Source organism: Serratia sp. 2880STDY5682894 (assembly GCF_001537385.1).
Lineage (GTDB): Bacteria > Pseudomonadota > Gammaproteobacteria > Enterobacterales > Enterobacteriaceae > Serratia > Serratia nevei.
Map to the genome: position 1 here is coordinate 177,796 of NZ_FCJA01000005.1, position 20,912 is coordinate 198,707.

Annotated in this window: 19 protein-coding genes; 16 read left to right on the top strand and 3 right to left on the bottom strand. The window is 62.1% G+C overall.

Annotated features, from left to right (window positions below):
• Positions 1-77: 77 nt before the first annotated feature.
• The 8 genes from AWX27_RS13470 (at position 78) to AWX27_RS13505 (ending at position 10,574) form a co-directional block, all read left to right on the top strand.
• A complete protein-coding gene (locus AWX27_RS13470; protein ID WP_038871164.1) occupies positions 78-656 on the top strand; it encodes a YecA/YgfB family protein in 579 nt (192 codons plus the stop codon).
• A gap of 55 nt (positions 657-711) precedes the next feature.
• Positions 712-2,025 (top strand): Xaa-Pro aminopeptidase, encoded by a 1,314-nt coding sequence (pepP, locus tag AWX27_RS13475; RefSeq protein ID WP_060422812.1) that lies wholly within the window; start codon positions 712-714, stop codon positions 2,023-2,025.
• A gap of 4 nt (positions 2,026-2,029) precedes the next feature.
• Positions 2,030-3,208 carry a 2-octaprenyl-6-methoxyphenyl hydroxylase gene (gene ubiH, locus AWX27_RS13480; protein WP_060422815.1) on the top strand — a complete coding sequence of 393 codons (1,179 nt, stop codon included), beginning with the start codon at positions 2,030-2,032 and terminating at the stop codon, positions 3,206-3,208.
• Between the two features lie 80 nt (positions 3,209-3,288).
• Positions 3,289-4,491, top strand: coding sequence for an FAD-dependent 2-octaprenylphenol hydroxylase (ubiI, locus tag AWX27_RS13485; RefSeq protein ID WP_060422820.1), 1,203 nt, complete (start codon positions 3,289-3,291; stop codon positions 4,489-4,491).
• Between the two features lie 506 nt (positions 4,492-4,997).
• The gene (gcvT, locus tag AWX27_RS13490) at positions 4,998-6,095 is read left to right on the top strand and encodes a glycine cleavage system aminomethyltransferase GcvT (RefSeq protein WP_004931631.1); all 1,098 of its coding nucleotides are present in this window, start codon (positions 4,998-5,000) and stop codon (positions 6,093-6,095) included.
• 46 nt (positions 6,096-6,141) lie between these two features.
• On the top strand, positions 6,142-6,528 hold the full coding sequence (gcvH, locus tag AWX27_RS13495) for a glycine cleavage system protein GcvH (RefSeq protein WP_049199255.1): 387 nt from the start codon (positions 6,142-6,144) through the stop codon (positions 6,526-6,528).
• Positions 6,529-6,620: 92 nt separating this feature from the next.
• The gene (gene gcvP, locus AWX27_RS13500) at positions 6,621-9,500 is read left to right on the top strand and encodes an aminomethyl-transferring glycine dehydrogenase (RefSeq protein ID WP_060422824.1); all 2,880 of its coding nucleotides are present in this window, start codon (positions 6,621-6,623) and stop codon (positions 9,498-9,500) included.
• A 108-nt stretch (positions 9,501-9,608) separates the two neighbouring features.
• Positions 9,609-10,574: a quinone oxidoreductase family protein gene (locus tag AWX27_RS13505; protein ID WP_049199252.1), complete on the top strand. Its 966-nt coding sequence runs from the start codon at positions 9,609-9,611 to the stop codon at positions 10,572-10,574.
• Positions 10,575-10,584: 10 nt separating this feature from the next.
• Here AWX27_RS13505 and AWX27_RS13510 read toward each other — a convergent pair whose 3' ends face one another.
• From AWX27_RS13510 to AWX27_RS13520, 3 genes are read right to left on the bottom strand one after another with little or no spacing between them, the layout of a single operon-like run.
• Positions 10,585-11,115, bottom strand: a complete 531-nt coding sequence (locus tag AWX27_RS13510) for a GNAT family N-acetyltransferase (protein WP_060422828.1) — start codon at positions 11,113-11,115, stop codon at positions 10,585-10,587.
• A gap of 5 nt (positions 11,116-11,120) precedes the next feature.
• Positions 11,121-12,530: an ATP-binding protein gene (locus AWX27_RS13515; RefSeq protein ID WP_049199249.1), complete on the bottom strand. Its 1,410-nt coding sequence runs from the start codon at positions 12,528-12,530 to the stop codon at positions 11,121-11,123.
• A 4-nt stretch (positions 12,531-12,534) separates the two neighbouring features.
• A complete protein-coding gene (locus AWX27_RS13520; RefSeq protein ID WP_019455640.1) occupies positions 12,535-13,194 on the bottom strand; it encodes a response regulator in 660 nt (219 codons plus the stop codon).
• Positions 13,195-13,383: 189 nt separating this feature from the next.
• On the opposite strand from AWX27_RS13520, the gene AWX27_RS13525 reads away from it, so the two are divergent.
• The 8 genes from AWX27_RS13525 to alsE all read left to right on the top strand — a co-directional run bounded on the left by AWX27_RS13525 (position 13,384) and on the right by alsE (position 20,909).
• Positions 13,384-13,617 (top strand): hypothetical protein, encoded by a 234-nt coding sequence (locus AWX27_RS13525; RefSeq protein WP_060422831.1) that lies wholly within the window; start codon positions 13,384-13,386, stop codon positions 13,615-13,617.
• Positions 13,618-13,712: 95 nt separating this feature from the next.
• Complete coding sequence (locus AWX27_RS13530; RefSeq protein WP_060422835.1) at positions 13,713-14,459, top strand: SDR family oxidoreductase; 747 nt, start codon at positions 13,713-13,715, stop codon at positions 14,457-14,459.
• Positions 14,460-14,813: 354 nt separating this feature from the next.
• Positions 14,814-15,632, top strand: coding sequence for a DeoR/GlpR family DNA-binding transcription regulator (locus AWX27_RS13535; protein ID WP_060422840.1), 819 nt, complete (start codon positions 14,814-14,816; stop codon positions 15,630-15,632).
• A gap of 47 nt (positions 15,633-15,679) precedes the next feature.
• Positions 15,680-16,663 carry a substrate-binding domain-containing protein gene (locus tag AWX27_RS13540; RefSeq protein ID WP_060422843.1) on the top strand — a complete coding sequence of 328 codons (984 nt, stop codon included), beginning with the start codon at positions 15,680-15,682 and terminating at the stop codon, positions 16,661-16,663.
• A 2-nt stretch (positions 16,664-16,665) separates the two neighbouring features.
• Positions 16,666-18,183: a sugar ABC transporter ATP-binding protein gene (locus AWX27_RS13545; RefSeq protein ID WP_060422847.1), complete on the top strand. Its 1,518-nt coding sequence runs from the start codon at positions 16,666-16,668 to the stop codon at positions 18,181-18,183.
• On the top strand, positions 18,176-19,162 hold the full coding sequence (locus AWX27_RS13550) for an ABC transporter permease (RefSeq protein WP_060422852.1): 987 nt from the start codon (positions 18,176-18,178) through the stop codon (positions 19,160-19,162). Before AWX27_RS13545 ends, AWX27_RS13550 begins: the two co-directional genes overlap by 8 nt.
• Before the next feature lie 10 nt (positions 19,163-19,172).
• Complete coding sequence (locus tag AWX27_RS13555) at positions 19,173-20,207, top strand: ABC transporter permease (RefSeq protein ID WP_038871213.1); 1,035 nt, start codon at positions 19,173-19,175, stop codon at positions 20,205-20,207.
• Positions 20,208-20,237: 30 nt separating this feature from the next.
• Complete coding sequence (alsE, locus tag AWX27_RS13560; protein WP_033635837.1) at positions 20,238-20,909, top strand: D-allulose 6-phosphate 3-epimerase; 672 nt, start codon at positions 20,238-20,240, stop codon at positions 20,907-20,909.
• Positions 20,910-20,912: the final 3 nt, after the last annotated feature.

Genomic DNA, 20,912 nt, shown 5'->3' on the forward strand with positions numbered 1-20,912 from the left:
TCGCGCTTATCTGGTATAGCGACGGACCTTGGTGGTAGCATAACACGAACTTATCCTGCCAACGATGACGAATGCGCATGTCTATACAGAATACATTTCCAAGTTACCAATCTTTGACCGTGGCCCTCAACCAGCAGTCGGTGGCGCTGACCGCGGCAGAAATGCATGGCCTGATCAGCGGCCTGTTGTGCGGCGGCAGCCGTGATGCCGGCTGGCAGGCGCTGGTGCACGATCTGACCAACGAAGGCGTCGCCTTCCCGCAGGCGCTCAGCCAACCGCTGCAACAGCTGTATGAAGTGACGCGCGAAACGCTCGAAGACGACGAATTCCTGTTCCAACTGATGCTGCCGGAAGGGGAGATCGTCAGCGTGTTCGATCGCGCCGACGCGCTGGCCGGTTGGGTCAACCACTTCCTGCTCGGCCTGGGGATGATGCAGCCGAAGCTGGCCCAGGTGAAAGACGAAGTTGGGGAAGCGATCGACGATCTGCGCAACATCGCGCAGCTGGGCTACGACGAAGATGAAGATCAGGAAGAATTGGAGCAGTCGCTGGAAGAAGTGGCGGAGTATGTGCGGGTTGCCGCCATCATGTGCCACGGCGAATTCACCCGTCACAAGCCAACGGCGCCGGAAAACATCAAACCGACGTTGCACTAAGCGTCTTATCGCCCCTCCGCCGGCGGTGCGGATGGCATGATTTCAGGAGAAGGTAATGACTCAGCAGGAATTCAACAACCGCCGTCAGGCGCTGTTGGCGAAAATGGCGCCGGCCAGCGCGGCGGTTATTTTCTCTGCGCCGGAAACGACGCGCAGTGCAGATTCAGACTATCCCTATCGGCAGAACAGCGACTTTTGGTACCTGACCGGCTTCAATGAGCCGGAAGCGGTGCTGGTGCTGATCAAAAGCGACGAAACGCACAACCACAGCGTGCTGTTCAACCGGGTGCGCGATCTGACGGCGGAAATCTGGTTTGGCCGCCGCCTGGGGCAAGACGCTGCGCCGGCGAAGCTGGGCGTGGATCGCGCGCTGCCGTTCGATGAAATCAATGATCAGCTGCACCTGCTGCTCAATGGCCTGGACGTGGTCTACCACGCGCAGGGCGAATACGCATACGCCGATCAGATCCTGTTCGGTGCGCTGGACAAACTGCGCAAGGGGTTCCGCCAGAATCTGCAGGCGCCGGCCACCGTGACCGACTGGCGGCCGTGGCTGCACGACATGCGCCTGTTCAAATCGCCGGAAGAGCTGGCGGTGATGCGCCGCGCCGGTGAGATCAGCGCGCTGGCGCATACCCGCGCGATGGAAAAATGCCGCCCGGGCATGTTCGAATACCAGCTGGAAGCGGAAATTCACCATGAATTCACCCGCCTCGGCGCCCGCTACCCATCTTACAACACCATCGTCGGCAGCGGCGAAAACGGCTGCATCTTGCACTACACCGAGAACGAGAGCCAGATGCGCGAGGGCGATTTGGTGCTGATCGACGCCGGCTGCGAGTATCAGGGGTACGCCGGCGACATTACCCGCACCTTCCCGGTTAACGGTAAGTTCAGCAAGCCGCAGCGCGCGGTGTACGACATTGTGCTGGCGTCGCTGCTGCGCGCTTTGGCATTGTTCAAACCCGGCACCAGCATCCGCGAAGTCAACGACGAAGTGGTGCGCATCATGGTGGTCGGGCTGGTGGAACTGGGTGTATTGAAAGGTGAAGTCGACCAGCTGCTCGCCGAACAAGCGCACCGGCAGTTCTTCATGCACGGGCTGAGCCACTGGCTGGGCCTCGACGTGCACGACGTCGGCCACTACGGCACGCCGAGCCGCGATCGGCTGCTGGAGCCGGGCATGGTGCTGACCGTGGAACCGGGGCTGTACATTGCGCCGGATGCGGACGTGCCGGCGGAATACCGCGGCATCGGCATCCGCATCGAGGACGACATCGTGATCACCGCCGACGGCAACGAAAACCTGACCGCCACCGTGGTGAAAGACGCCGATGCCATCGAGGCTTTGATGGCGGCGGCAAGGTAACGGAATGAGCGTAATTATCGTTGGTGGCGGTATGGCTGGCGCGACGCTGGCGCTGGCTATCTCGTCGCTTACTCAGGGAAGAATGGCCGTGGATCTGGTCGAGGCGACTCGGCCGGATGACCGCAGCCATCCGGGCTTTGACGCCCGCGCCATCGCATTGGCGCAGGGCACCTGCCAACAGCTGGCACGCATCGGCGTTTGGCCGGCGCTGCGCGACTGCGCCACCCCGATCACTCAGGTGCACGTCAGCGATCGCGGCCATGCCGGTTTCGTGAATCTGCAGGCGCAGGATTATCAGGTCGATGCGCTTGGCCAGGTGATCGAACTGCACGACGCCGGGCAGCGGCTGTTCGCGCTGCTGGCGAAGGCGCCGGGCGTTACGCTGCATTGCCCCGCGCGGGTGGTGGACGTGATTCGCACCGCAGAGCGGGCGGAAGTACAACTGGATACCGGTCTGCGCCTGTGCGGGCAGCTGCTGGTGGCGGCCGACGGTTCACGTTCGGCGCTGGCGCAGGCCTGCAACGTGCAGTGGCGGCAGGAGGAGTATCCGCAGTTCGCCACCATCGCCAACGTCACCACGGCGGAAGATCCGCAGGGGCGCGCCTTCGAGCGTTTTACCCGCTACGGGCCGCTGGCGCTGCTGCCGATGTCGCAGGGGCGCAGTTCGCTGGTGTGGTGCCATGCGCGCGAAGATCGCGCCCGGGTGGATGCCTGGGACGACGAGCGTTTTATCGCCGAGCTGCAACAGGCCTTCGGCTGGCGGCTGGGGCGTATCCTCAAGGCCGGTAAACGGCACAGTTATCCGCTCAGCCTGCTGACCGCCGATCGCCATGTCAGCCATCGTCTGGCGCTGGTGGGCAACGCGGCGCAGACGCTGCATCCGATCGCCGGGCAGGGGTTCAACCTCGGCCTGCGCGACGTGATGTCGCTGGCGGAAACGCTGGCGGAAGCGGTAGACAGCGGCGAAGACGCCGGCGGTTATGCGCTGCTGAGTCGCTATCAGCAGCGGCGGCAAAACGATCAGCAGGCGACGATCGGCGTGACCGACGGATTGATCCGCCTGTTCGCCAACCGTTATGTCCCGCTGGTGGTCGGCCGTAATCTGGGGCTGATGGCGATGGAGCGTTTGCCGGCGGTGCGCGACGCCTTCGCCAAGCGCACGCTGGGCTGGGTGGAACGTTAGACACAGAATCGGGCGCCCTGTGGCGCGCCCAAAACGCGGCGCGGCAAGGCGTCGCGCGTTATTTAAGGAAATCGAGCAGCATGCAATCATTTGACGTGATTATCGCCGGTGGCGGTATGGTGGGGCTGGCGTTGGCCTGCGGCCTGCAGGGCAGCGGGCTGCGCGTGGCGGTGCTGGAACAACGCCAGCCGGACATGGCGCCGCCGTCGGAGCAGCCTGCGCTGCGCGTCTCCGCCATCAATGCCGCCAGCGAGCGTTTGCTGCAGCACATCGGCGTGTGGGACGACATTCTCCAGCAGCGCGCCAGCGCTTACAACGCGATGGAAGTGTGGGAGCGCGACAGCTTCGGCAAAATCGCCTTCCGCGGCGACGAGTGCGGCTTCAGCCATCTCGGCCACATCATCGAAAACTCGGTGATCCAGCAGGCGCTGTGGAAACGCGCCGAAAGCCTGTCGGACATCACGCTGATTACCCCGGCCGCGCTCAAGCAAGTGGCGTGGGGCGAGAACGATGCCTTCGTTACGCTGGAGGACGGGCGCATGCTGACCGCCCGTCTGGTGATCGGCGCCGACGGCGCCCAGTCGTGGCTGCGCCAGCACGCCGACATCCCGCTCACCTTCTGGGATTACCGCCACCATGCGCTGGTTGCCACCATTCGCACCGAAGAGCCGCATCAGGCGACGGCGCGGCAAATTTTCCACGGCGACGGCATTCTGGCGTTCCTGCCGTTCAGCGATCCGTATTTGAGTTCCATCGTCTGGTCGGTGACGCCGGAAGACGCCGAGCGGCTCAAACAGCTTGAGCCGGAGCAGTTCAACCGCGAACTGGCGATGGCCTTCGATATGCGTCTGGGCGCCTGCAGCCTGGAAAGCGAACGGTTGGCGTTCCCGCTGACCGGCCGCTATGCGCGCAGCTTCGCCGCGCACCGCCTGGCGCTGGTGGGCGATGCGGCGCATACCGTGCATCCGCTGGCCGGGCAGGGCGTGAACCTGGGCTTTATGGACGCCGCCGAGCTGATTGCCGAACTGCGCCGCCTGCAGCGGCAGGGCAAGGATATCGGCCAGCACCTCTATCTGCGCCGCTATGAGCGCCGCCGCAAACATGGCGCGGCGGTGATGCTGGCCAGCATGCAGGGTTTCCGCGAACTGTTCGACGGCAACCACCCGGCCAAAAAGCTGCTGCGCGACGTGGGACTGCGGCTGGCGGACAGCCTGCCGGGCGTCAAGCCAAAGCTGGTGCGTCAGGCGATGGGCCTGAACGATCTGCCCGAGTGGCTTGCCTGATACCTGCCTTCTGCGAGCCCCCAGCGGGCTCGCGCTTCTCGCCTTATGCCATCGTCTTTCCTTATATAACCCTTCATTTGAAATAATCTAATTTCAGCCTCTTTTTATCATTACTTTTTCTAATTCCATGTTCGGTTATCAAAAGTCGGAATCTCATGCGCGGCCGTCGGTTTGTTATATAACTTCGGAGTTTTGCCGCTTTAATTGTTAATTTTGTGCCTTAAAGCGCATTTTTCCAGTGAAAAACTCTGCACACTAGCCCGGCATTTTACCGCCCTGGAACGGCGATGAGCCTATTTTAACTTATGGTTAATGTGGTCGTTCGGTGATAAGTTCGAGGGAAAGGTATCGTTTGCGTCACGGCGGTTGCACGCAGTTTCCGCCCGTCCCGGCGCAGCATTTGTGTTGAGCAGTCAGTGCGCCATGGCGATCGGGCCGCGAGCCAGGCTCCGCCGCATTGCGTGGCAGCACCCTAACTTCTAGCGACGAGTGGAAAGAGGGAAAAGATGGCAAAGCAAACCCCACTGTACGACCAGCACGTGGCGTGCGGTGCGCGCATGGTAGACTTTCACGGCTGGATGATGCCGCTGCACTACGGCTCGCAGCTCGATGAGCACCACGCGGTGCGTCAGGATGCCGGCATGTTCGACGTGTCTCACATGACCATCGTGGATCTACACGGCGCCCGCACCCGAGAGTTCCTGCGCTACCTGCTGGCGAACGACGTCGCCAAACTGACCCAACCCGGCAAGGCGCTGTACACCGGCATGCTGAATGCCTCCGGCGGCGTGATCGACGACCTGATCGTTTATTTCCTCACTGAAGACTATTTCCGCCTGGTGGTGAACTCCGCCACGCGCGACAAAGACCTGGCCTGGATTGAAGAGCACGCCGCGCCGTATGGCGTTGCGCTGACGGTGCGCGACGATCTGGCGCTGATCGCGGTACAGGGCCCGCAGGCCAAAGAGCGTGCCGGCACGCTGTTCACCCCGGAACAAAAAAGTGCGGTCGAAGGCATGAAGCCGTTCTTCGGCGTGCAGGCCGGCGAGCTGTTCATCGCCACCACCGGTTACACCGGCGAGGCCGGCTATGAGATCGCGCTGCCGAAAGAGCAGGCGGCGGATTTCTGGCAAAAATTGCTGGCCGCGGGCGTCAAGCCGGCCGGTCTGGGCGCGCGCGACACGCTGCGTCTGGAAGCGGGCATGAACCTCTACGGGCAAGAGATGGACGAAGGCGTTTCACCGCTGGCCGCCAACATGGGCTGGACCATCGCCTGGCAGCCGGAAGATCGTCGTTTCATCGGCCGCGAAGCGCTGGAACAACAGCGCGAGCAGGGCACCGAGCAACTGGTCGGCTTGATCATGACGGAAAAAGGCGTATTACGTAATGAGCTGCCGGTGCGTTTCACCGACGCGGCGGGGCAAACCCACGAAGGCGTGATCACCAGCGGTTCGTTCTCTCCGACGCTGGGCTTCAGCATCGCGCTGGCGCGCGTGCCGGCAGGTATCGGCGAGCAGGCCATCGTGCAGATCCGCAACCGTGAAATGCCGGTCAAAGTGACCAAGCCCGGTTTCGTTCGCGCCGGCAAGCCGCTGACAAATTGATTTTTTATTGATTGATTCTTTTATTTCTTCGAAGGAGTAACCGGCGATGAGCAATGTGCCAACAGAATTGAAATACGCATCCTCCCACGAGTGGGTTCGTTCAGAAGGTAACGGCGTTTACACCGTAGGCATCACCGAACACGCGCAGGAACTGCTGGGCGATATGGTGTTTGTCGATCTGCCGGAAGTGGGCCGCAAAGTCGCCGCCGGTGAAGATTGCGCCGTGGCGGAGTCCGTCAAGGCGGCGTCGGACATTTACGCGCCGATCAGCGGCGAAATCGTGGCGGTGAACGGCGAGCTGGAAAGCTCCCCGGAGCTGGTGAACAGCGAGCCTTACGGTGACGGCTTCCTGTTCCAGATTAAAGCCGCCGACGAAGGCGAGCTGGCGAACCTGCTGGACGCCGCGGCTTATCAGGCCTCGATCGACGAGTAATCGTGACCACGCCCCAGGCCTTTTGGCCGGGGCGTTTTAGTTACCGCTCAAGCTATATCCCGTATCACGCAAGCATTCAGGAATTTGTAGCAATGACTCAGACACTCAGCCAACTCGAACACAGCGAAGCGTTCATTGAACGCCACATCGGCTCTTCTGCGGAACAACGCCAGGAGTTGCTGGCAGCGGTGGGCGCTCGCTCGCTCAGCGCGCTGATCCAACAGATCGTGCCGGCGGACATTCAGCTGCCGGGGCCGCCGCCGGTCGGCGACGCGGCGACCGAACACCAGGCGCTGGCTGAGCTGAAGGCGATCGCCTCGCAAAATCAGCGCTACAAATCCTATATCGGCATGGGCTACAGCGCCGTGCTGACGCCGCCGGTGATCCTGCGCAACATGCTGGAAAATCCGGGTTGGTACACCGCTTATACCCCTTATCAGCCGGAAGTGTCGCAGGGCCGCCTGGAAGCGCTGCTGAACTTCCAGACCGTGACCCTCGATCTGACCGGCCTGGATCTGGCTTCCGCTTCGCTGCTGGATGAAGCCACCGCCGCCGCCGAAGCGATGGCCTTGGCCAAACGCGCCAGCAAGCTGAAAGACGCCAACCGCTTCTTCGTGGCTGACGACGTGCATCCACAGACGCTGGACGTGGTGCGCACCCGCGCGGAAACCTTCGGCTTCGACGTCATCGTCGATAAAGCGGAAAAAGTGCTGGAGCTGGACGGCGTGTTCGGCGTGCTGCTGCAACAGGTGGGCACCACCGGCGAGCTGCACGACTACAGCGCGCTGCTGGCCGAATTGAAATCGCGCAAAATCATCACCAGCGTGGCCGCCGACATCATGGCCCTGGTGCTGCTGACCGCGCCGGGCAAGCAGGGCGCCGACGTGGTGTTCGGCTCCGCGCAGCGCTTCGGCGTGCCGATGGGCTACGGCGGCCCGCACGCCGCCTTCTTCGCCTGCCGCGACGAGTTCAAGCGCTCGATGCCGGGCCGCATCATCGGCGTTTCCCGTGATGCCGCCGGCAACACCGCGCTGCGCATGGCGATGCAGACCCGCGAGCAGCATATCCGCCGCGAGAAGGCCAACTCGAATATCTGTACCTCGCAGGTGCTGCTGGCCAACATCGCCAGCCTGTACGCGGTGTACCACGGCCCACAGGGGTTGCAGCGCATCGCCGGGCGTATCCATCGCCTGACCGACATTCTGGCCGCCGGGCTGCAGAAGGCCGGCCTGACGCTGCGTCACAACACCTGGTTCGACACCCTGACCGTTGAAGTGAAAGACAAAGCGGCGGTGCTGGAACGCGCGCTGAGCTTCGGCATCAACCTGCGTACCGATATCCACGGCGCCGTAGGCATCACGCTGGACGAAGCCACCTCGCGTGAAGACGTGCAGACGCTGTTCGCACTGCTGGCCGGCGACAACCACGGCCTGGACATCGACGCGCTGGACGCGGCGGTGAGCAAGAGCAGCCAATCGATCCCGGCCGCCATGCTGCGTCAGGATCCGATCCTGACCCATCCGGTATTCAATCGCTATCACAGCGAAACCGAGATGATGCGTTACATGCACCGTTTGGAACGTAAGGATCTGGCGCTGAACCAGGCGATGATCCCGCTGGGTTCTTGCACCATGAAATTGAACGCCGCGGCGGAGATGATCCCGATCACCTGGCCTGAATTCTCCGAGCTGCATCCGTTCTGCCCGCCGGAGCAGGCTGCCGGCTACCAGCAGATGATCGGCCAACTGTCTCAGTGGCTGGTACAGCTGACCGGTTATGACGCGGTGTGCATGCAGCCGAACTCCGGCGCGCAGGGCGAATACGCCGGCCTGCTGGCGATCCGTCGCTACCACGAAAGCCGTAACGAAGCGGGCCGCCACGTCTGCCTGATCCCGAGCTCGGCACACGGCACCAACCCGGCCTCTGCCCAAATGGCGGGCATGAGCGTGGTGGTGGTCGCCTGCGACAAGAACGGTAACATCGATCTGCACGATCTGCGCGTCAAGGCAGAGCAGGCGGGCGAAGAACTCTATTGCATCATGGTGACCTACCCGTCGACCCACGGCGTGTATGAAGAAACCATCCGCGAAGTGTGCCAGATCGTGCATCAGTTCGGCGGTCAGGTGTATCTGGACGGCGCTAACATGAACGCCCAGGTGGGCATCACCACGCCAGGCTACATCGGCGCGGACGTTTCGCACCTCAACCTGCATAAAACCTTCTGCATCCCGCACGGCGGCGGCGGCCCGGGCATGGGCCCGATCGGCGTGAAAGCGCACCTGGCGCCGTTCGTGCCGGGCCACAGCGTCGTGCAGATCGACGGCGTAACCACCCAGCAGGGCGCAGTTTCCGCAGCGCCGTTCGGCAGCGCCTCCATCCTGCCTATCAGCTGGATGTACATCCGCATGATGGGCGCGGAAGGCCTGAAGCAGGCCAGCCAGATGGCGATCCTGAACGCCAACTACATCGCTACCCGCCTGAAAGGCGCATACCCGATTCTGTATACCGGCCGCGATCACCGCGTGGCGCACGAATGTATCCTCGATATTCGTCCGCTGAAGGAAGAGACCGGCATCAGCGAAATGGACATCGCCAAGCGCCTGATCGACTTCGGCTTCCACGCACCGACCATGTCGTTCCCGGTCGCGGGCACGCTGATGGTTGAGCCGACCGAGTCGGAAAGCAAGGTGGAACTGGATCGCTTTATCGATGCGATGCTGGCGATCCGCAGCGAGATCGATCGCGTCGCCAAAGGCGAATGGCCGCTGGAAGATAACCCGCTGGTGAATGCGCCGCACGTGCAGGCGGAGCTGGTCAGCGACTGGCAGCACCCGTACAGCCGCGAGCTGGCGGTGTTCCCGGTGGCCGGCGTGCGCGAGAACAAGTACTGGCCGAGCGTTAAGCGCCTGGACGACGTGTACGGCGACCGTAACCTGTTCTGTTCTTGCGTGCCGATGAGCGATTACGAATAACACGTTCGGCAAAGTTTGTGTTCGGGGGACACCGCATCATGCGGTGTCCCTTTTTATTTTATTGCGGCCTATTCTTTCCTGTACGTTCCCACGATTTGAGGAGTCACCATGCAAGCGGCAATCGTAACAGCGCTGGGGCAAGCCCCGGTTTTCGGCACCTTTGAGGAGCCCCTGGCGCAGGCGAATGAAGTGCCGATCGAGGTTCTGGCGGCCGGCATCAAACAGCTGGATCGCGCTACCGTCGCCGGCACCCATTACTCCAGCCCCAAGCAGTTGCCGATCGTGCCCGGCACCGACGGCGTGGGCCGGACGGCCGACGGGCAACGGGTCTATTTCGCCTCCTTCCGCCGCCCTTACGGCGCGATGGCTGAGCGCAGCGTCGCGTCATGGACGGTGCCGGTGCCGGAGGCGGTAGACGACGCCACGGCGGCGGCGCTGATCAATCCGGCCTTCGCCGCCTGGCTACCGCTGCGCTGGCGAGCGGATCTGCAGCCCGGTGAAACGGTGCTGATCATCGGCGCTACCGGCACCTCGGGCAAACTGGCGGTTGCGGCGGCGCGTCAGGCGGGAGCCGGGCGCATCGTTGCCGCCGGCCGTCGGCTGAGCGTGTTGGAGGCGTTGGGCGTGGATGCCACGGTGGATCTGAGCCTGCAGGGCGAGGCGCTGACGCAGGCCTTCGCGGCGGCGGCGGGGCCGGGCGGTTATCAGGTGATCGTCGATTATATCTGGGGCCCGGCGACCGAAGCGCTGCTCGCGACGCTCAATAATCACGATCTCTCGTCTTACGCCGGCGGGCGCGGCATTCGCCTGGTCAACGTCGGCTCGATGGCCGCGCCGGACATCCGGCTGCCGGCGGCGGTATTGCGCAGCAATCAGCTGCAGATCCTTGGCAGCGGCACCGGCAACTTCCCGCCGATCCCGGAGATGCAGCGCTACGCGACCGAAATTCTGGCGCTGGCGGCGACGGGCGCGCTCACTATCGAGACGCAGGAGCACGCGTTGGCGGAGATCGCCGAGGTGTGGGATCTGAACAAGAAAAGCGACGTGCGTTCGGTGATACGCATCGCCCGTTAGGCCCTTGCCGTTAACGGCAAGGGCAGACCAGGTGAATATCCTCCGGCTCGCGGGCGAACAGCTCGGCATCCGGGCGCTCGATGAGCCGGCAGCCTTGCGCCAGATAGAAGTCTACGGTGCTTTTGTTAGGGATGGAGGAGACGTATAGCCCGGCGGCGCCTTCCTGCGCCGCCTGACGCAGGCAGAGTTGAAACAGCTGCTTGCCCAGCCCCAGGCCGCGTTGGTGCGCGCTGACGTAAAAGAACAGCAGCTGGCGCAGATCCCGCTGCGGGCCGCGCGGCTCGGTGTCCAGCGCCGCCGCCGCGACGATCTCCTCGCCTTCGAACCGCGCGAAGAACGCGCCGCCGCGATCGAAGCAGGCTTCGTGGATTGGCGTATAGGTTTCCTGGTCGTGCGGATCCCAACCGCGCACGTCGTAGTAGTCCGGGTAGGCTTGCAGCTTGCCGTCCTGCAGGCGATACAGGGTGTCGATGACTTCACTGCGGTCGATATCCCATAGGCGGTCGAGTTGCTGCCGTTGCAGCAGAACAGGGGCGCTCATGATCGTTATTCACTCTCAGTCTGTGGCCGGTAACTTTCCGGCAAATCGATAATAAAACCGATGCCGCGATCGTCGAGGCCTTCGGTGACGCGCAGCTGCGCGCCGATTTTGTCGGCCAGGTTCCGGGCGATGGCCAATCCCAGCCCGCTGCCGGTTTGCTGCGTGCCGGGCACGCGGTAAAAGCGTTCAAACAGGCGCGGAAGGTGCTCTTCGCTCACTCCGGGGCCGTTGTCGCGCAACGTAATATAGCAGCCGAGCGGTGCCAGCGAACGGATATTGGCTTCGATGCGGCTACCGGGCGGCGCGTACTTGAGCGCGTTGTCCAGCAGATTGGTGAAGATGGCGATCAGCGCATGGCGATCGGTGTTTATCACCACGTCCTCGCTGCCGTCGAGTGAAAGTTCCACATCCTTTTCCAGCGCATAGGGGACGTGCTGCGCGATGCATTTGCCAATGTCGGCGTAGATGTCCACCGCCTCGATTTTCAGCGGAAAATCCTCCGCCTCCAGCTTGGCCAGGTTGATCAGCTGGCGCGACAGCGACGCCGCGCGATCCAGCCCCTGCTGCATGTCGCCGATGATCTCCCGGCGCTCCTGTTGCTCCGAGACCTGGGTCAGCAGATGCAGCTGCGCCAGCACGGCGGCGATCGGCGTGCGCAGTTCGTGCGCCGCATCGGCCATAAAGCGTTTTTCGCGCTGGTTGGCGGCGTCGATGCGCGCCATCAGCTTGTTGACCTCCACCACCACCGGCCGGATTTCCTGATACTGCTCGCTGACGTTGATCGGCGACAGGTTACCCGGCTGGCGATCGGAGATGGTGCGGGCGATCTGGCGCAGCGGTCGCAGGCTGAAGTAGGCGGTAAACAGCAGGGTGATGATGATCGCCGCCAGAATGCCCAGCAGCGGCATGGCGGTGCTTTCCGCCGGGTTACCGAACAGCGTGGTGCGATCGTTGAACGACTCGCCGACGATCACCCGATATTGGCGCTTTTCGCTCCAGCTGCCGGCAAGATGCCAGTTGGCGCCGGCGTACTTAACGGAGCCGGACAGCACCGAAGGCGGCAGGCGCAGCGGTTCTCCCTGCGTTTGCGAACTGTAAAGCACCCGGTTGTCCCGATCGTAAACCACGAACAGCGGGTGGTAATCGATTTGATCCTGCATGCCGTTATTGATGGAATCAATGTACATGCCTTCAATGGTCTTGATGATGCCGCGGTAATCGATATTGTCGGTGCCGGTTTCATCGAGAATATTGGCGATACCCACGGCGACAATGCGTTGCTGGTTATCGAAATATTTTTCCATGTCGGGGTAATACCAATATTTCACCCAGGCGACGAGGATCCCCCACAATAATAAAATGGCCAGGACCTGGAAAATAATGGTGCGCATAAAGAAGGATTTGAAACCGATCATCCTGCTACTCTTTCTTCAGCAAATAACCAATGCCGCGTACGGTAATAATTCTTTCTTTACCGATCTTGCGCCGTAAATTATGCATGTGCACTTCCAGCGAGTTGCTTTCCACGCTGTCGCCGTGGCCGAACAGCCGCTGTTCCAACACCGCTTTGCGCACCACGGTGCCGGCACAGCGCATCAGCTCGTGCAGCAGGTGATACTCTTTTTTCGACAGCATCAGCAGTTCGTTATCCAGCGTCACCTGATGGTTTACCGGGTCGAGATACAGCGTGCCGAGGCTCCAGGTTTGCGAAGCGAAGCCCGCCATGCGTCGGTTGACCGCCTTGACGCGTGAGATGAGCTCGGGCAGCGCAAAGGGTTTGGCCAGAAAGTCGTCCGCGCCGGAATCCAGGCTGTTCACCAGGCTTTCGATGCGGTCGCGGGCGGTCAGGATGATGATGGGGATATTTTGCCCGGCGGCGCGCCAGGCGATTAGCTTTTGCAAACCGTCGCCGTCCGGCAGCGTAAGATCCAACAGCATCAGATCGAACCCGCCGGGTGAAAGTTTATTTTCCGCGTCCGCGAGCAGGCGCACCCAGCACAAATTAAAGCCGGTGAGCTCCAATGCGCGGCACAGCGCCTTGCCTAATTGCAGGTCGTCTTCCACCAACAGTATGTTCACGTTTGTTCCGCTGAGATCTTCAAGTCGCGATTATCTAACTATAACCCTGCCGGGAAGACAACGGGGAAACTCGCTTTGCCTGCGCGTTCTTAAGCAAACCTTAATCTGGCTTTAATCTCGCGTTAAGGGAACGCGGTGGAATTTCAGTTATTTTGCTGCCATTCGATACCACAACAGAAGGAGCGAAACATGCAGACTGACGGTTCCCCGCTCGCGGGCACCTCGCGGCGGCTGATATATGCAGGCGTGGCGGCCGTGCTCGTTCTGTTGATGCTGTCTTTTCGCGGCGACGCCCAGAGCCATGGCCATAGCGGCCTGCATGCTGCCGGCTTACAACGGGGGCATCAGGTGACGACGCCGGACGCCTACGGCTGCGTCAAAGCGCGCATTAAAAAGCAGCTGCGCCGCCTGGCTCAGCTTTAAAGCGTTTTTTAGCGCGCGGCTCTATACTCTGACGGGCAAACGGGGCGCCTGTGCACAGGCCGCTGTGTTGATATCGCCAAGCAGAGAAAAACAATATGACGAAAGTGGCATTGGTCACAGGCGCGAGCCGGGGAATTGGTCGTGCGACCGCTTTGCTGCTGGCCCGGCAGGGCTATACGGTGGGGGTGAATTACCTGCGCGACGAAAGCGCGGCGCGGCAGGTGGTGGCGGAGATTGAGGCGCAGGGCGGCAAGGCGCTGGCGCTGCAGGCCGACGTGGCCGATGAAGCACAGGTGATGGCGATGTTCGCTGCGCTGGACGCCGGGCTGGGCACGCTCAGCGCGCTGGTCAACAATGCCGGGATTCTGTTCCAGCAGGCGAACATTGAACAATTAACCGCCGAGCGCATCAATCAGGTGCTCGGCACCAACGTGACCGGTTACTTCCTGTGTTGCCGCGAGGCGGTGAAGCGCATGGCGCTGCGCCATGGCGGGCAGGGAGGCGCTATCGTCAACGTTTCCTCCGCGGCGTCCCGGTTGGGGGCTGCCGGAGAATACGTCGATTACGCCGCCTCGAAAGGCGCCGTCGATACCCTGACCATCGGGTTATCACGCGAGGTGGCGGCGCAGGGCATCCGCGTCAACGGCGTGCGGCCCGGATTCATCTATACCGAGATGCACGCCAGCGGCGGCGAGCCCGGCCGGGTGGATCGCGTGAAGGACAGTTTACCGATGCAGCGCGGCGGGCAGCCGCAGGAAGTGGCGGAGGCGATCGCCTGGCTGCTGTCTGACGCTGCGTCTTACGTGACCGGCACTTTTATCGAGGCCGCAGGCGGGCGTTGAACGCATGAGGGGGTTTTGACATCCCGTCGTGCGGAGTGTATTGCCTACCAGCATTAGCTGCCGCTCGGCAGCGTTCGGTCAAAACCACAAAAACGGTCATTAACGGTCATGTTGCGGAACGTGGAATTGTGACCGTTTACCGTTTCTCTCCTGTCTGTCTAAGACGCACACGCATCATAACTGCCTGTTACTCCACACTTTCGTAATTATTCATTTCATTTCCTTCCCGATTTTTTTGACAACTATCACACCGCCATCGTTGACCGATCGCGGGGCGATGCGCTTTGCGTCTGCGCGCAAAACGCGGCGCGGCAAATCGATATCGTAATCATCGTCCTGGAGGAGAAAAGAAACATGCTGCCTGTAGAACGTCATCGCTTTATCACCGAAGTCTTGAGCCAGCGCGGCCGCGTGATGGTGCAGGAGGTGGCGCAGCTGTGCCATATCTCTATCGAGACGGCGCGGCGTGATTTGGCCTTGCTGGAACGGCGCGGCCTGCTGCTGCGCAGCCACGGCGGTGCGGTGTTCGTCGAGCCGCCGGCGGTGGAGAAAACCTATGTGCCCGCCGAGATAGACCAGGGGGAATCTTTCCGCCAGCGCAGCAACGAGGCGCCGGAGCAGAAAACGCGCATCGCCAAACGCGCGCTGGAATTTATCGCGCCGGGGGATTGTCTGCTGCTGGACAGCAGCTCCACCAGCTGGTTTTTGGCGCGCCAACTGCCGGATATCTCTCTGGTGGTATTGACCAACTCGCTGCACATCATCCAGACGCTGGCCTGCAAGGCCAACGTGCGCACCATCGGACTGGGGGGCGAGTATTCCGCCAAGTACGAGGATTTTATCGGCGTGCTGGCGGAACAGATGTTGAAGGAGTTTGTGATCAACAAGCTGTTCTTCTCCTGCCACGGCATCTGTCAGGACGGCGGCATCCGCGAGAGCAACGAGCACCATGCGCGGTTGAAGCAGCAGATGCTGCTGGCGTCGGAGCGCAAGTTCCTGCTGGTGGATAGCAACAAGTTCGGCCGCCGCTCGTTCGCGCGCATCTGCCACTACCGGGAGATAGATACCTTAATCACCGATCGGCTCAGCGACGACGAATTTCGTCAGGAACTGGCCTGGAACAACGTAGACGTGATTGAAGTTTCACCCGCCGCGAAAAAGGCGGCGCGATAACAACAACGAAAACCCTTATTACAGCCAACACTTGTGGAGAGAGAACAATGAAAAAATCCGTACTGGTCGGTCTGTTTGCCTCGCTGCTGCTTTCGGTCTCCGCGCAGGCGGCGGACAAGCTGAAAATGGGCGTGGTAGTGAAGATCGGCGGCATTCCCTGGTTCAACGCCATGGAGGCCGGCATCAAAAGCGAGGGCGCCAAACGCGGCATCGACGCCTGGATGGTCGGGCCGACGGCGGCGGACCCGGCGCTGCAGGTGCGCGCCATCGAAGATCTGATCGCGCAGAAGGTGGACATCATCGGCGTGGTGCCGAACGACGCCCGGGTGCTGGAGCCGGTGCTCAAGCGCGCGCAGGAAGCGGGCATCAAGGTGATCGTGCACGAATCCCCCGGCCAAAAGTACGCCGACTGGGACTTTGAGCTGGTGGACGCCTCGCAGCACGGCGTCAACCACATGAAAGCGCTGGCCGCCTGCATGAAAGAGCAGGGCAAGTACGCGGTGTATGTCGGCAGCCTGACGGTGCCGCTGCACATCACCTGGTCAGACTCGGCGATCAACTACCAGAAGCAGCACTACCCGAACATGCAGCTGGTGGGCGACAAGTTCGGCGTGGGCGAATCGCTGGATGACAGCGTGCGCACCACCAACGATCTGATGGCCAAATATCCCGATCTGAAAGGCGTGCTGGCCTTTGGTTCACAGGGGCCGATCGGCGCCGGGCGCGCGGTGCTCAACCGCGGCAAAAGCAACGATATCTGCGTCATCGGGCCGTTCAGCCCGGGCCAGGGCGCTTCGCTGGTCAACCGTGGCGCCATCAAGGGTGGCTATATCTGGAATCCGCTGGTGGCGGGCGAAGTGTTCGTGCGCATCGCCGACATGATGCATAAGGGAGAAAAAATCACCGACGGCATGACCATCGAAGGCATGGGCAAGGTGCAGGTGGATGCGCAGCAGCACACCATTCTCGGCAACGCCACCGAAAGCCTGGATAAGCAAAACCTGCCGAAGCTGGTGAAGATGGGGCTGTAATCATGGCGATTTCCGGTAATACGGCAACGCAGGGCGCGCCGCTGATCGCGCTGCAGCAGCTGTCGATGACCTTTGGCGGCCAGCGTGCGCTGAACGCTATCTCGCTGGCGCTGCTGCCGGGGGAAGTGCACTGCCTGGCGGGTACCAACGGCTGCGGCAAGAGTACGTTGATCAAGGCGATCGCCGGCGTGTATCAACCGGACGACGGCAGCCGCATCACCATCGACGGGCAAACCTTCGGTCGGCTGTCGCCGGATCAGGCGCGCGCCTTCGGCATTCAGGTGATCTACCAGGATCTGTCGCTGTTTCCCAACCTGACGGTGGCGGAAAACATCGCCTTCGAGCACAACCTGCATGGGCTGCTGGGATGGTACCGCCCGGCACGGCTGCGGCGCACCGCCGAGCGGCTGTTGCAGGAGCTGAGTTTCCATCTGGATCTCGACAAACGGGTGGCGGAGCTGCCGATCGCCCAGCGCCAGCAGGTGGCGATCTGCCGCGCGCTGGTGGCGGAGGCGCGGCTGGTGATCATGGATGAACCAACCGCCTCGCTGACCCGCACCGAGGTCAATCAGCTGCTGCGCACGGTGGATTACCTGAAAGCGAAAGGCATCTGCGTGGTGTTCGTCAGCCACCGGCTGGACGAGGTGCTGGAAATTTCGGATCGCGTCACGGTGATCCGCGACGGCAACAAGATCGGCACCTGGCCGGCGGCGGAGATCACCGGCGATCGTCTGACCGAGTTGATGACCGGTCTGAAGCTGGACTATCGCCTGAAGTCACCGAGCATGAATAAGGATCGGGTGATGTTGGAGGCGGATCGCCTCAGCCGCACCGGGCAGTATCAGGACGTGAGCTTCCGGCTGCATCAGGGCGAGGTGCTCGGTCTATGCGGCCTGCTCGGCTCCGGGCGCACCGAGCTGGCGCTGAGCCTGTTCGGCATGACCCGGCCGGACAGCGGCAAGCTCTACCTCGACAGCAAACCGGTGCGCTTTCGCGGCCATGAGGACGCGATCAAGGCCGGTATCGGCTACGTCTCGGAGGATCGCCTGACGCTCGGCCTGGTGCAGCAACAGTCGGTGGCGGACAACGCGGTGCTGACCATTCTCGATAAGCTGCGCGGGCGTTTTCGCCTGATTGACGACTACCGCAAGAATCGCATCGTCGCGGAGTGGATCGCCAAGCTTGGCGTGCGGGTGGCGGATCCGGAGCAGGCGGTTTCGACGCTGTCCGGCGGCAATCAGCAAAAGATCGTGTTGGCCAAGTGGGTGCTGACCCAGCCGCGGATCTTGATCCTCGACTCGCCGACCGTCGGCGTCGACGTTGGCGCCAAGGCCAGCATCTATCAACTGATCCATCTGCTGGCGCAGGAGGGGATCGCCATTTTACTGATCTCCGACGAGGTGCCGGAGGTGTATTACAACTGCGATCGGGTGCTGCACTTCAGCGGCGGCAGCGTGATCGGCGAATACCTGCCGGGGCAGGTGAGCCAGCAACAGCTGGCGGAGGCGGTCAATGCGTAGATTCAGCCTGAAACCGCGCGGCAACGAAGGCTACCTGGCCTGGGTACTGCTGCTGACGGTCATCGTTTTTTCGCTGCTCAGCGATCGGTTTTTGACGGTGCAAAACCTGCTCGATCTCAGCGAAAGCTATGCGGTGAGCGGCATTTTCGCCCTCGGCCTGTTCGTGGTGCTGGTGACCGGCGGTATCGATATCTCCTTCGCGGCGGTGGCCTCGGTGGTGCAGTACCTGATCGCCACGCTGGCGACCCACTACGGGCTGGCCAGCCCGGCGGGCAGCATTCTGCTGGCGTTGGCGATCGGCGCCGCGCTGGGCATGGTCAACGCGCTGTTGATCTACTGCCTGCGCATCGTCTCGATCATCGTCACCATCAGTATGCAGGCGTTGTTGTTCGGCATGCTGATGTGGCTGACCAACGGCCGCAGCCTGTACGCGCTGCCGGACTGGTGGACGCTGCCGCGCAGCGTGCTGCCGTTTCAGCTGGGTGAGCAGAGCTATCAGCTCGGTTTGCCGACGCTGGTGATGCTGGCGGTGGCGCTGTTGACCTGGCTGCTGCTGAACAAGACGCACCTCGGGCGTCAGCTGTTTGCCGTCGGCGGCGATGCGGAGTCGGCGCGGCGCATCGGCATCCGCGTCGGCCTGCTGCACCTGTTCGCCTATGGCTATCTGGGCGTGATGGCGGCGATCGGCGGCCTGGTGCAGGTGTACCGCATGGGGGAGGTGGTGCCCAATGCGCTGGTGGGCGGTGAGCTCGATGTACTGGCGGCGGCGGTGCTGGGCGGCGCCAGCCTGAACGGCGGCAAGGGCAGCGTGATCGGCACGCTGATGGGCGTATTCCTGATCGGTGTGCTGAAAAACGGTCTCAACCTGATCGGCGTGTCCAGCTACTTCATGAACGTGGTGATCGGCCTGGTGATCGTCGCGGCGATTACCGTCACCCACTACAAGAAACGCAAAGAAACCGACGTCGGTTTCGCCTGAGGAGCGCCTGATGGGCAACTACCTGAAATTTCGTCCGGACGGCACTGCCGTCGGCCTGTTGGCGCTACTGGTGGCGGTGGTGCTGGCCTTCAGCCTGCTGATGCCGGGGCGCTTCTTCAGCGGCGCCACCTTCACCAGCGTGGCGTTCCAGCTGCCGGAGCTGGGCCTGCTGACCCTGGCGATGTTCATCCCGATCCTCAGCGGCGGCCTGAACCTGTGCATTATCGCCAGCGCCAACCTGACCAGCCTGCTGATGGCCTGGCTGTTCATCAGCTATCTACCGCCGGACGCCGGGCTGGGGCTACAGGCGCTGTGGCTGGTGTTGGCGCTGGCGGCGGCGATGCTGCTGGCCGTGATGATCGGCGCGGCGACCGGCGCGTTGGTGGCCTACGTCGGCGCGCATCCGATTCTGGTGACGCTGGCCACCATGACCACGGTCAACGGCATCGGTATCTATCTGACGCGCGGTGCGGCCCTGAGCGGCATGCCGGAGATCGTGCGGTTTATCGGCGCCGAGCGCGTGCTGGGCGTACCGGTACCGCTGTGGATCTTCCTGGCGGTTGCCGTGCTGCTGGCGCTGTTCTTGCAGAAAACCCGGCTCGGCAAATGCATCTACATGAGTGGCAGCAACATCAACGCCACCCACTTCAGCGGCGTGAATACCCATCGGGTGTTGATCGCCATTTACACCCTCTCCAGCCTGCTGTGCGTGATCGCCGGGCTGGTGATGATGGCGCGCTTCAACTCGGCGCGCATGGGCTACGGCGACTCTTATCTGCTGCTGACGGTACTGGCGATCATTTTGGGCGGCACCGATCCGTTCGGCGGTTTTGGTCGGGTCAGCGGCGTGGTCCTGGCGCTGGTGGTGCTGCAAGTGATCGCCACCGGTTTGAACCTGATGAACGTCAGCCCGCATTTCAGCCTGGCGATGTGGGGCGCGGTGCTGATCGCAGTGCTGGCGCTGAAGTTTTTCCGCCATCGCTATCGGCAGCGGCGGGCGATGCGCCGCAGCGCGGCCCAGGCCAGAGCCGCAGCGGGCCACTGATCCTTTTCCCTTTTGCGCAGGATAACGCTAATGAAATACCAGATTTCACCTTCACTGATGTGCATGAACCTGATGGATATCCGCCAGCAATTGGCGGTGCTGAACCGCCGCGCCGATATGCTACATATCGACATCATGGACGGGCACTACGTTAAAAACATCACGCTGTCGCCGTTCTTTATCGAACAGATCCGCCCGCACACCTCGTTGCTGCTGGACGTGCATCTGATGGTGGAGAACCCGACCGATTTTATCGACCCGATCGCCCGTGCCGGCGCGGACTTTATCTGCCCGCACGCCGAAACCATCAACCGCGATGCGTTCCGGGTGATCAACCAGATCCGCGCGCTGGGTAAAAAAGTGGGGGTAGTGCTGAACCCGGCTACGCCGGTGGAGTTTATCCGCCACTACCTTCATCTGCTGGACAAGATCACCGTGATGACCGTCGATCCGGGCTATGCCGGGCAGCCGTTCATTCCCGAAATGCTGGAAAAGATCCGCCAGTTGCGCGATCTGAAACGCCAACAAAACCTGAGCTATCTGATCGAGATCGACGGATCTTGTAATCAGCGCACCTACCGCGATCTGATGGGCGCCGGCGCGGAAGTCTTGATCGTCGGCAGCTCCGGGCTGTTCAACCTCGATCCGGATCTGGAGACGGCATGGGAAAAAATGCTGGATCAGATGCGACAGGCGGCCTGAGGC

What these genes read in the sequence shown, in the direction of transcription:
- AWX27_RS13470 (WP_038871164.1), top strand. Translation starts at nt 78, where the DNA reads ATGTCTATACAGAATACATTTCCAAGTTACCAATCTTTGACCGTGGCC.
- pepP (WP_060422812.1), top strand. Translation starts at nt 712, where the DNA reads ATGACTCAGCAGGAATTCAACAACCGCCGTCAGGCGCTGTTGGCGAAA.
- ubiH (WP_060422815.1), top strand. Translation starts at nt 2,030, where the DNA reads ATGAGCGTAATTATCGTTGGTGGCGGTATGGCTGGCGCGACGCTGGCG.
- ubiI (WP_060422820.1), top strand. Translation starts at nt 3,289, where the DNA reads ATGCAATCATTTGACGTGATTATCGCCGGTGGCGGTATGGTGGGGCTG.
- gcvT (WP_004931631.1), top strand. Translation starts at nt 4,998, where the DNA reads ATGGCAAAGCAAACCCCACTGTACGACCAGCACGTGGCGTGCGGTGCG.
- gcvH (WP_049199255.1), top strand. Translation starts at nt 6,142, where the DNA reads ATGAGCAATGTGCCAACAGAATTGAAATACGCATCCTCCCACGAGTGG.
- gcvP (WP_060422824.1), top strand. Translation starts at nt 6,621, where the DNA reads ATGACTCAGACACTCAGCCAACTCGAACACAGCGAAGCGTTCATTGAA.
- AWX27_RS13505 (WP_049199252.1), top strand. Translation starts at nt 9,609, where the DNA reads ATGCAAGCGGCAATCGTAACAGCGCTGGGGCAAGCCCCGGTTTTCGGC.
- AWX27_RS13510 (WP_060422828.1), bottom strand. Translation starts at nt 11,115, where the DNA reads ATGAGCGCCCCTGTTCTGCTGCAACGGCAGCAACTCGACCGCCTATGG.
- AWX27_RS13515 (WP_049199249.1), bottom strand. Translation starts at nt 12,530, where the DNA reads ATGATCGGTTTCAAATCCTTCTTTATGCGCACCATTATTTTCCAGGTC.
- AWX27_RS13525 (WP_060422831.1), top strand. Translation starts at nt 13,384, where the DNA reads ATGCAGACTGACGGTTCCCCGCTCGCGGGCACCTCGCGGCGGCTGATA.
- AWX27_RS13530 (WP_060422835.1), top strand. Translation starts at nt 13,713, where the DNA reads ATGACGAAAGTGGCATTGGTCACAGGCGCGAGCCGGGGAATTGGTCGT.
- AWX27_RS13535 (WP_060422840.1), top strand. Translation starts at nt 14,814, where the DNA reads ATGCTGCCTGTAGAACGTCATCGCTTTATCACCGAAGTCTTGAGCCAG.
- AWX27_RS13540 (WP_060422843.1), top strand. Translation starts at nt 15,680, where the DNA reads ATGAAAAAATCCGTACTGGTCGGTCTGTTTGCCTCGCTGCTGCTTTCG.
- AWX27_RS13545 (WP_060422847.1), top strand. Translation starts at nt 16,666, where the DNA reads ATGGCGATTTCCGGTAATACGGCAACGCAGGGCGCGCCGCTGATCGCG.
- AWX27_RS13550 (WP_060422852.1), top strand. Translation starts at nt 18,176, where the DNA reads ATGCGTAGATTCAGCCTGAAACCGCGCGGCAACGAAGGCTACCTGGCC.
- AWX27_RS13555 (WP_038871213.1), top strand. Translation starts at nt 19,173, where the DNA reads ATGGGCAACTACCTGAAATTTCGTCCGGACGGCACTGCCGTCGGCCTG.
- alsE (WP_033635837.1), top strand. Translation starts at nt 20,238, where the DNA reads ATGAAATACCAGATTTCACCTTCACTGATGTGCATGAACCTGATGGAT.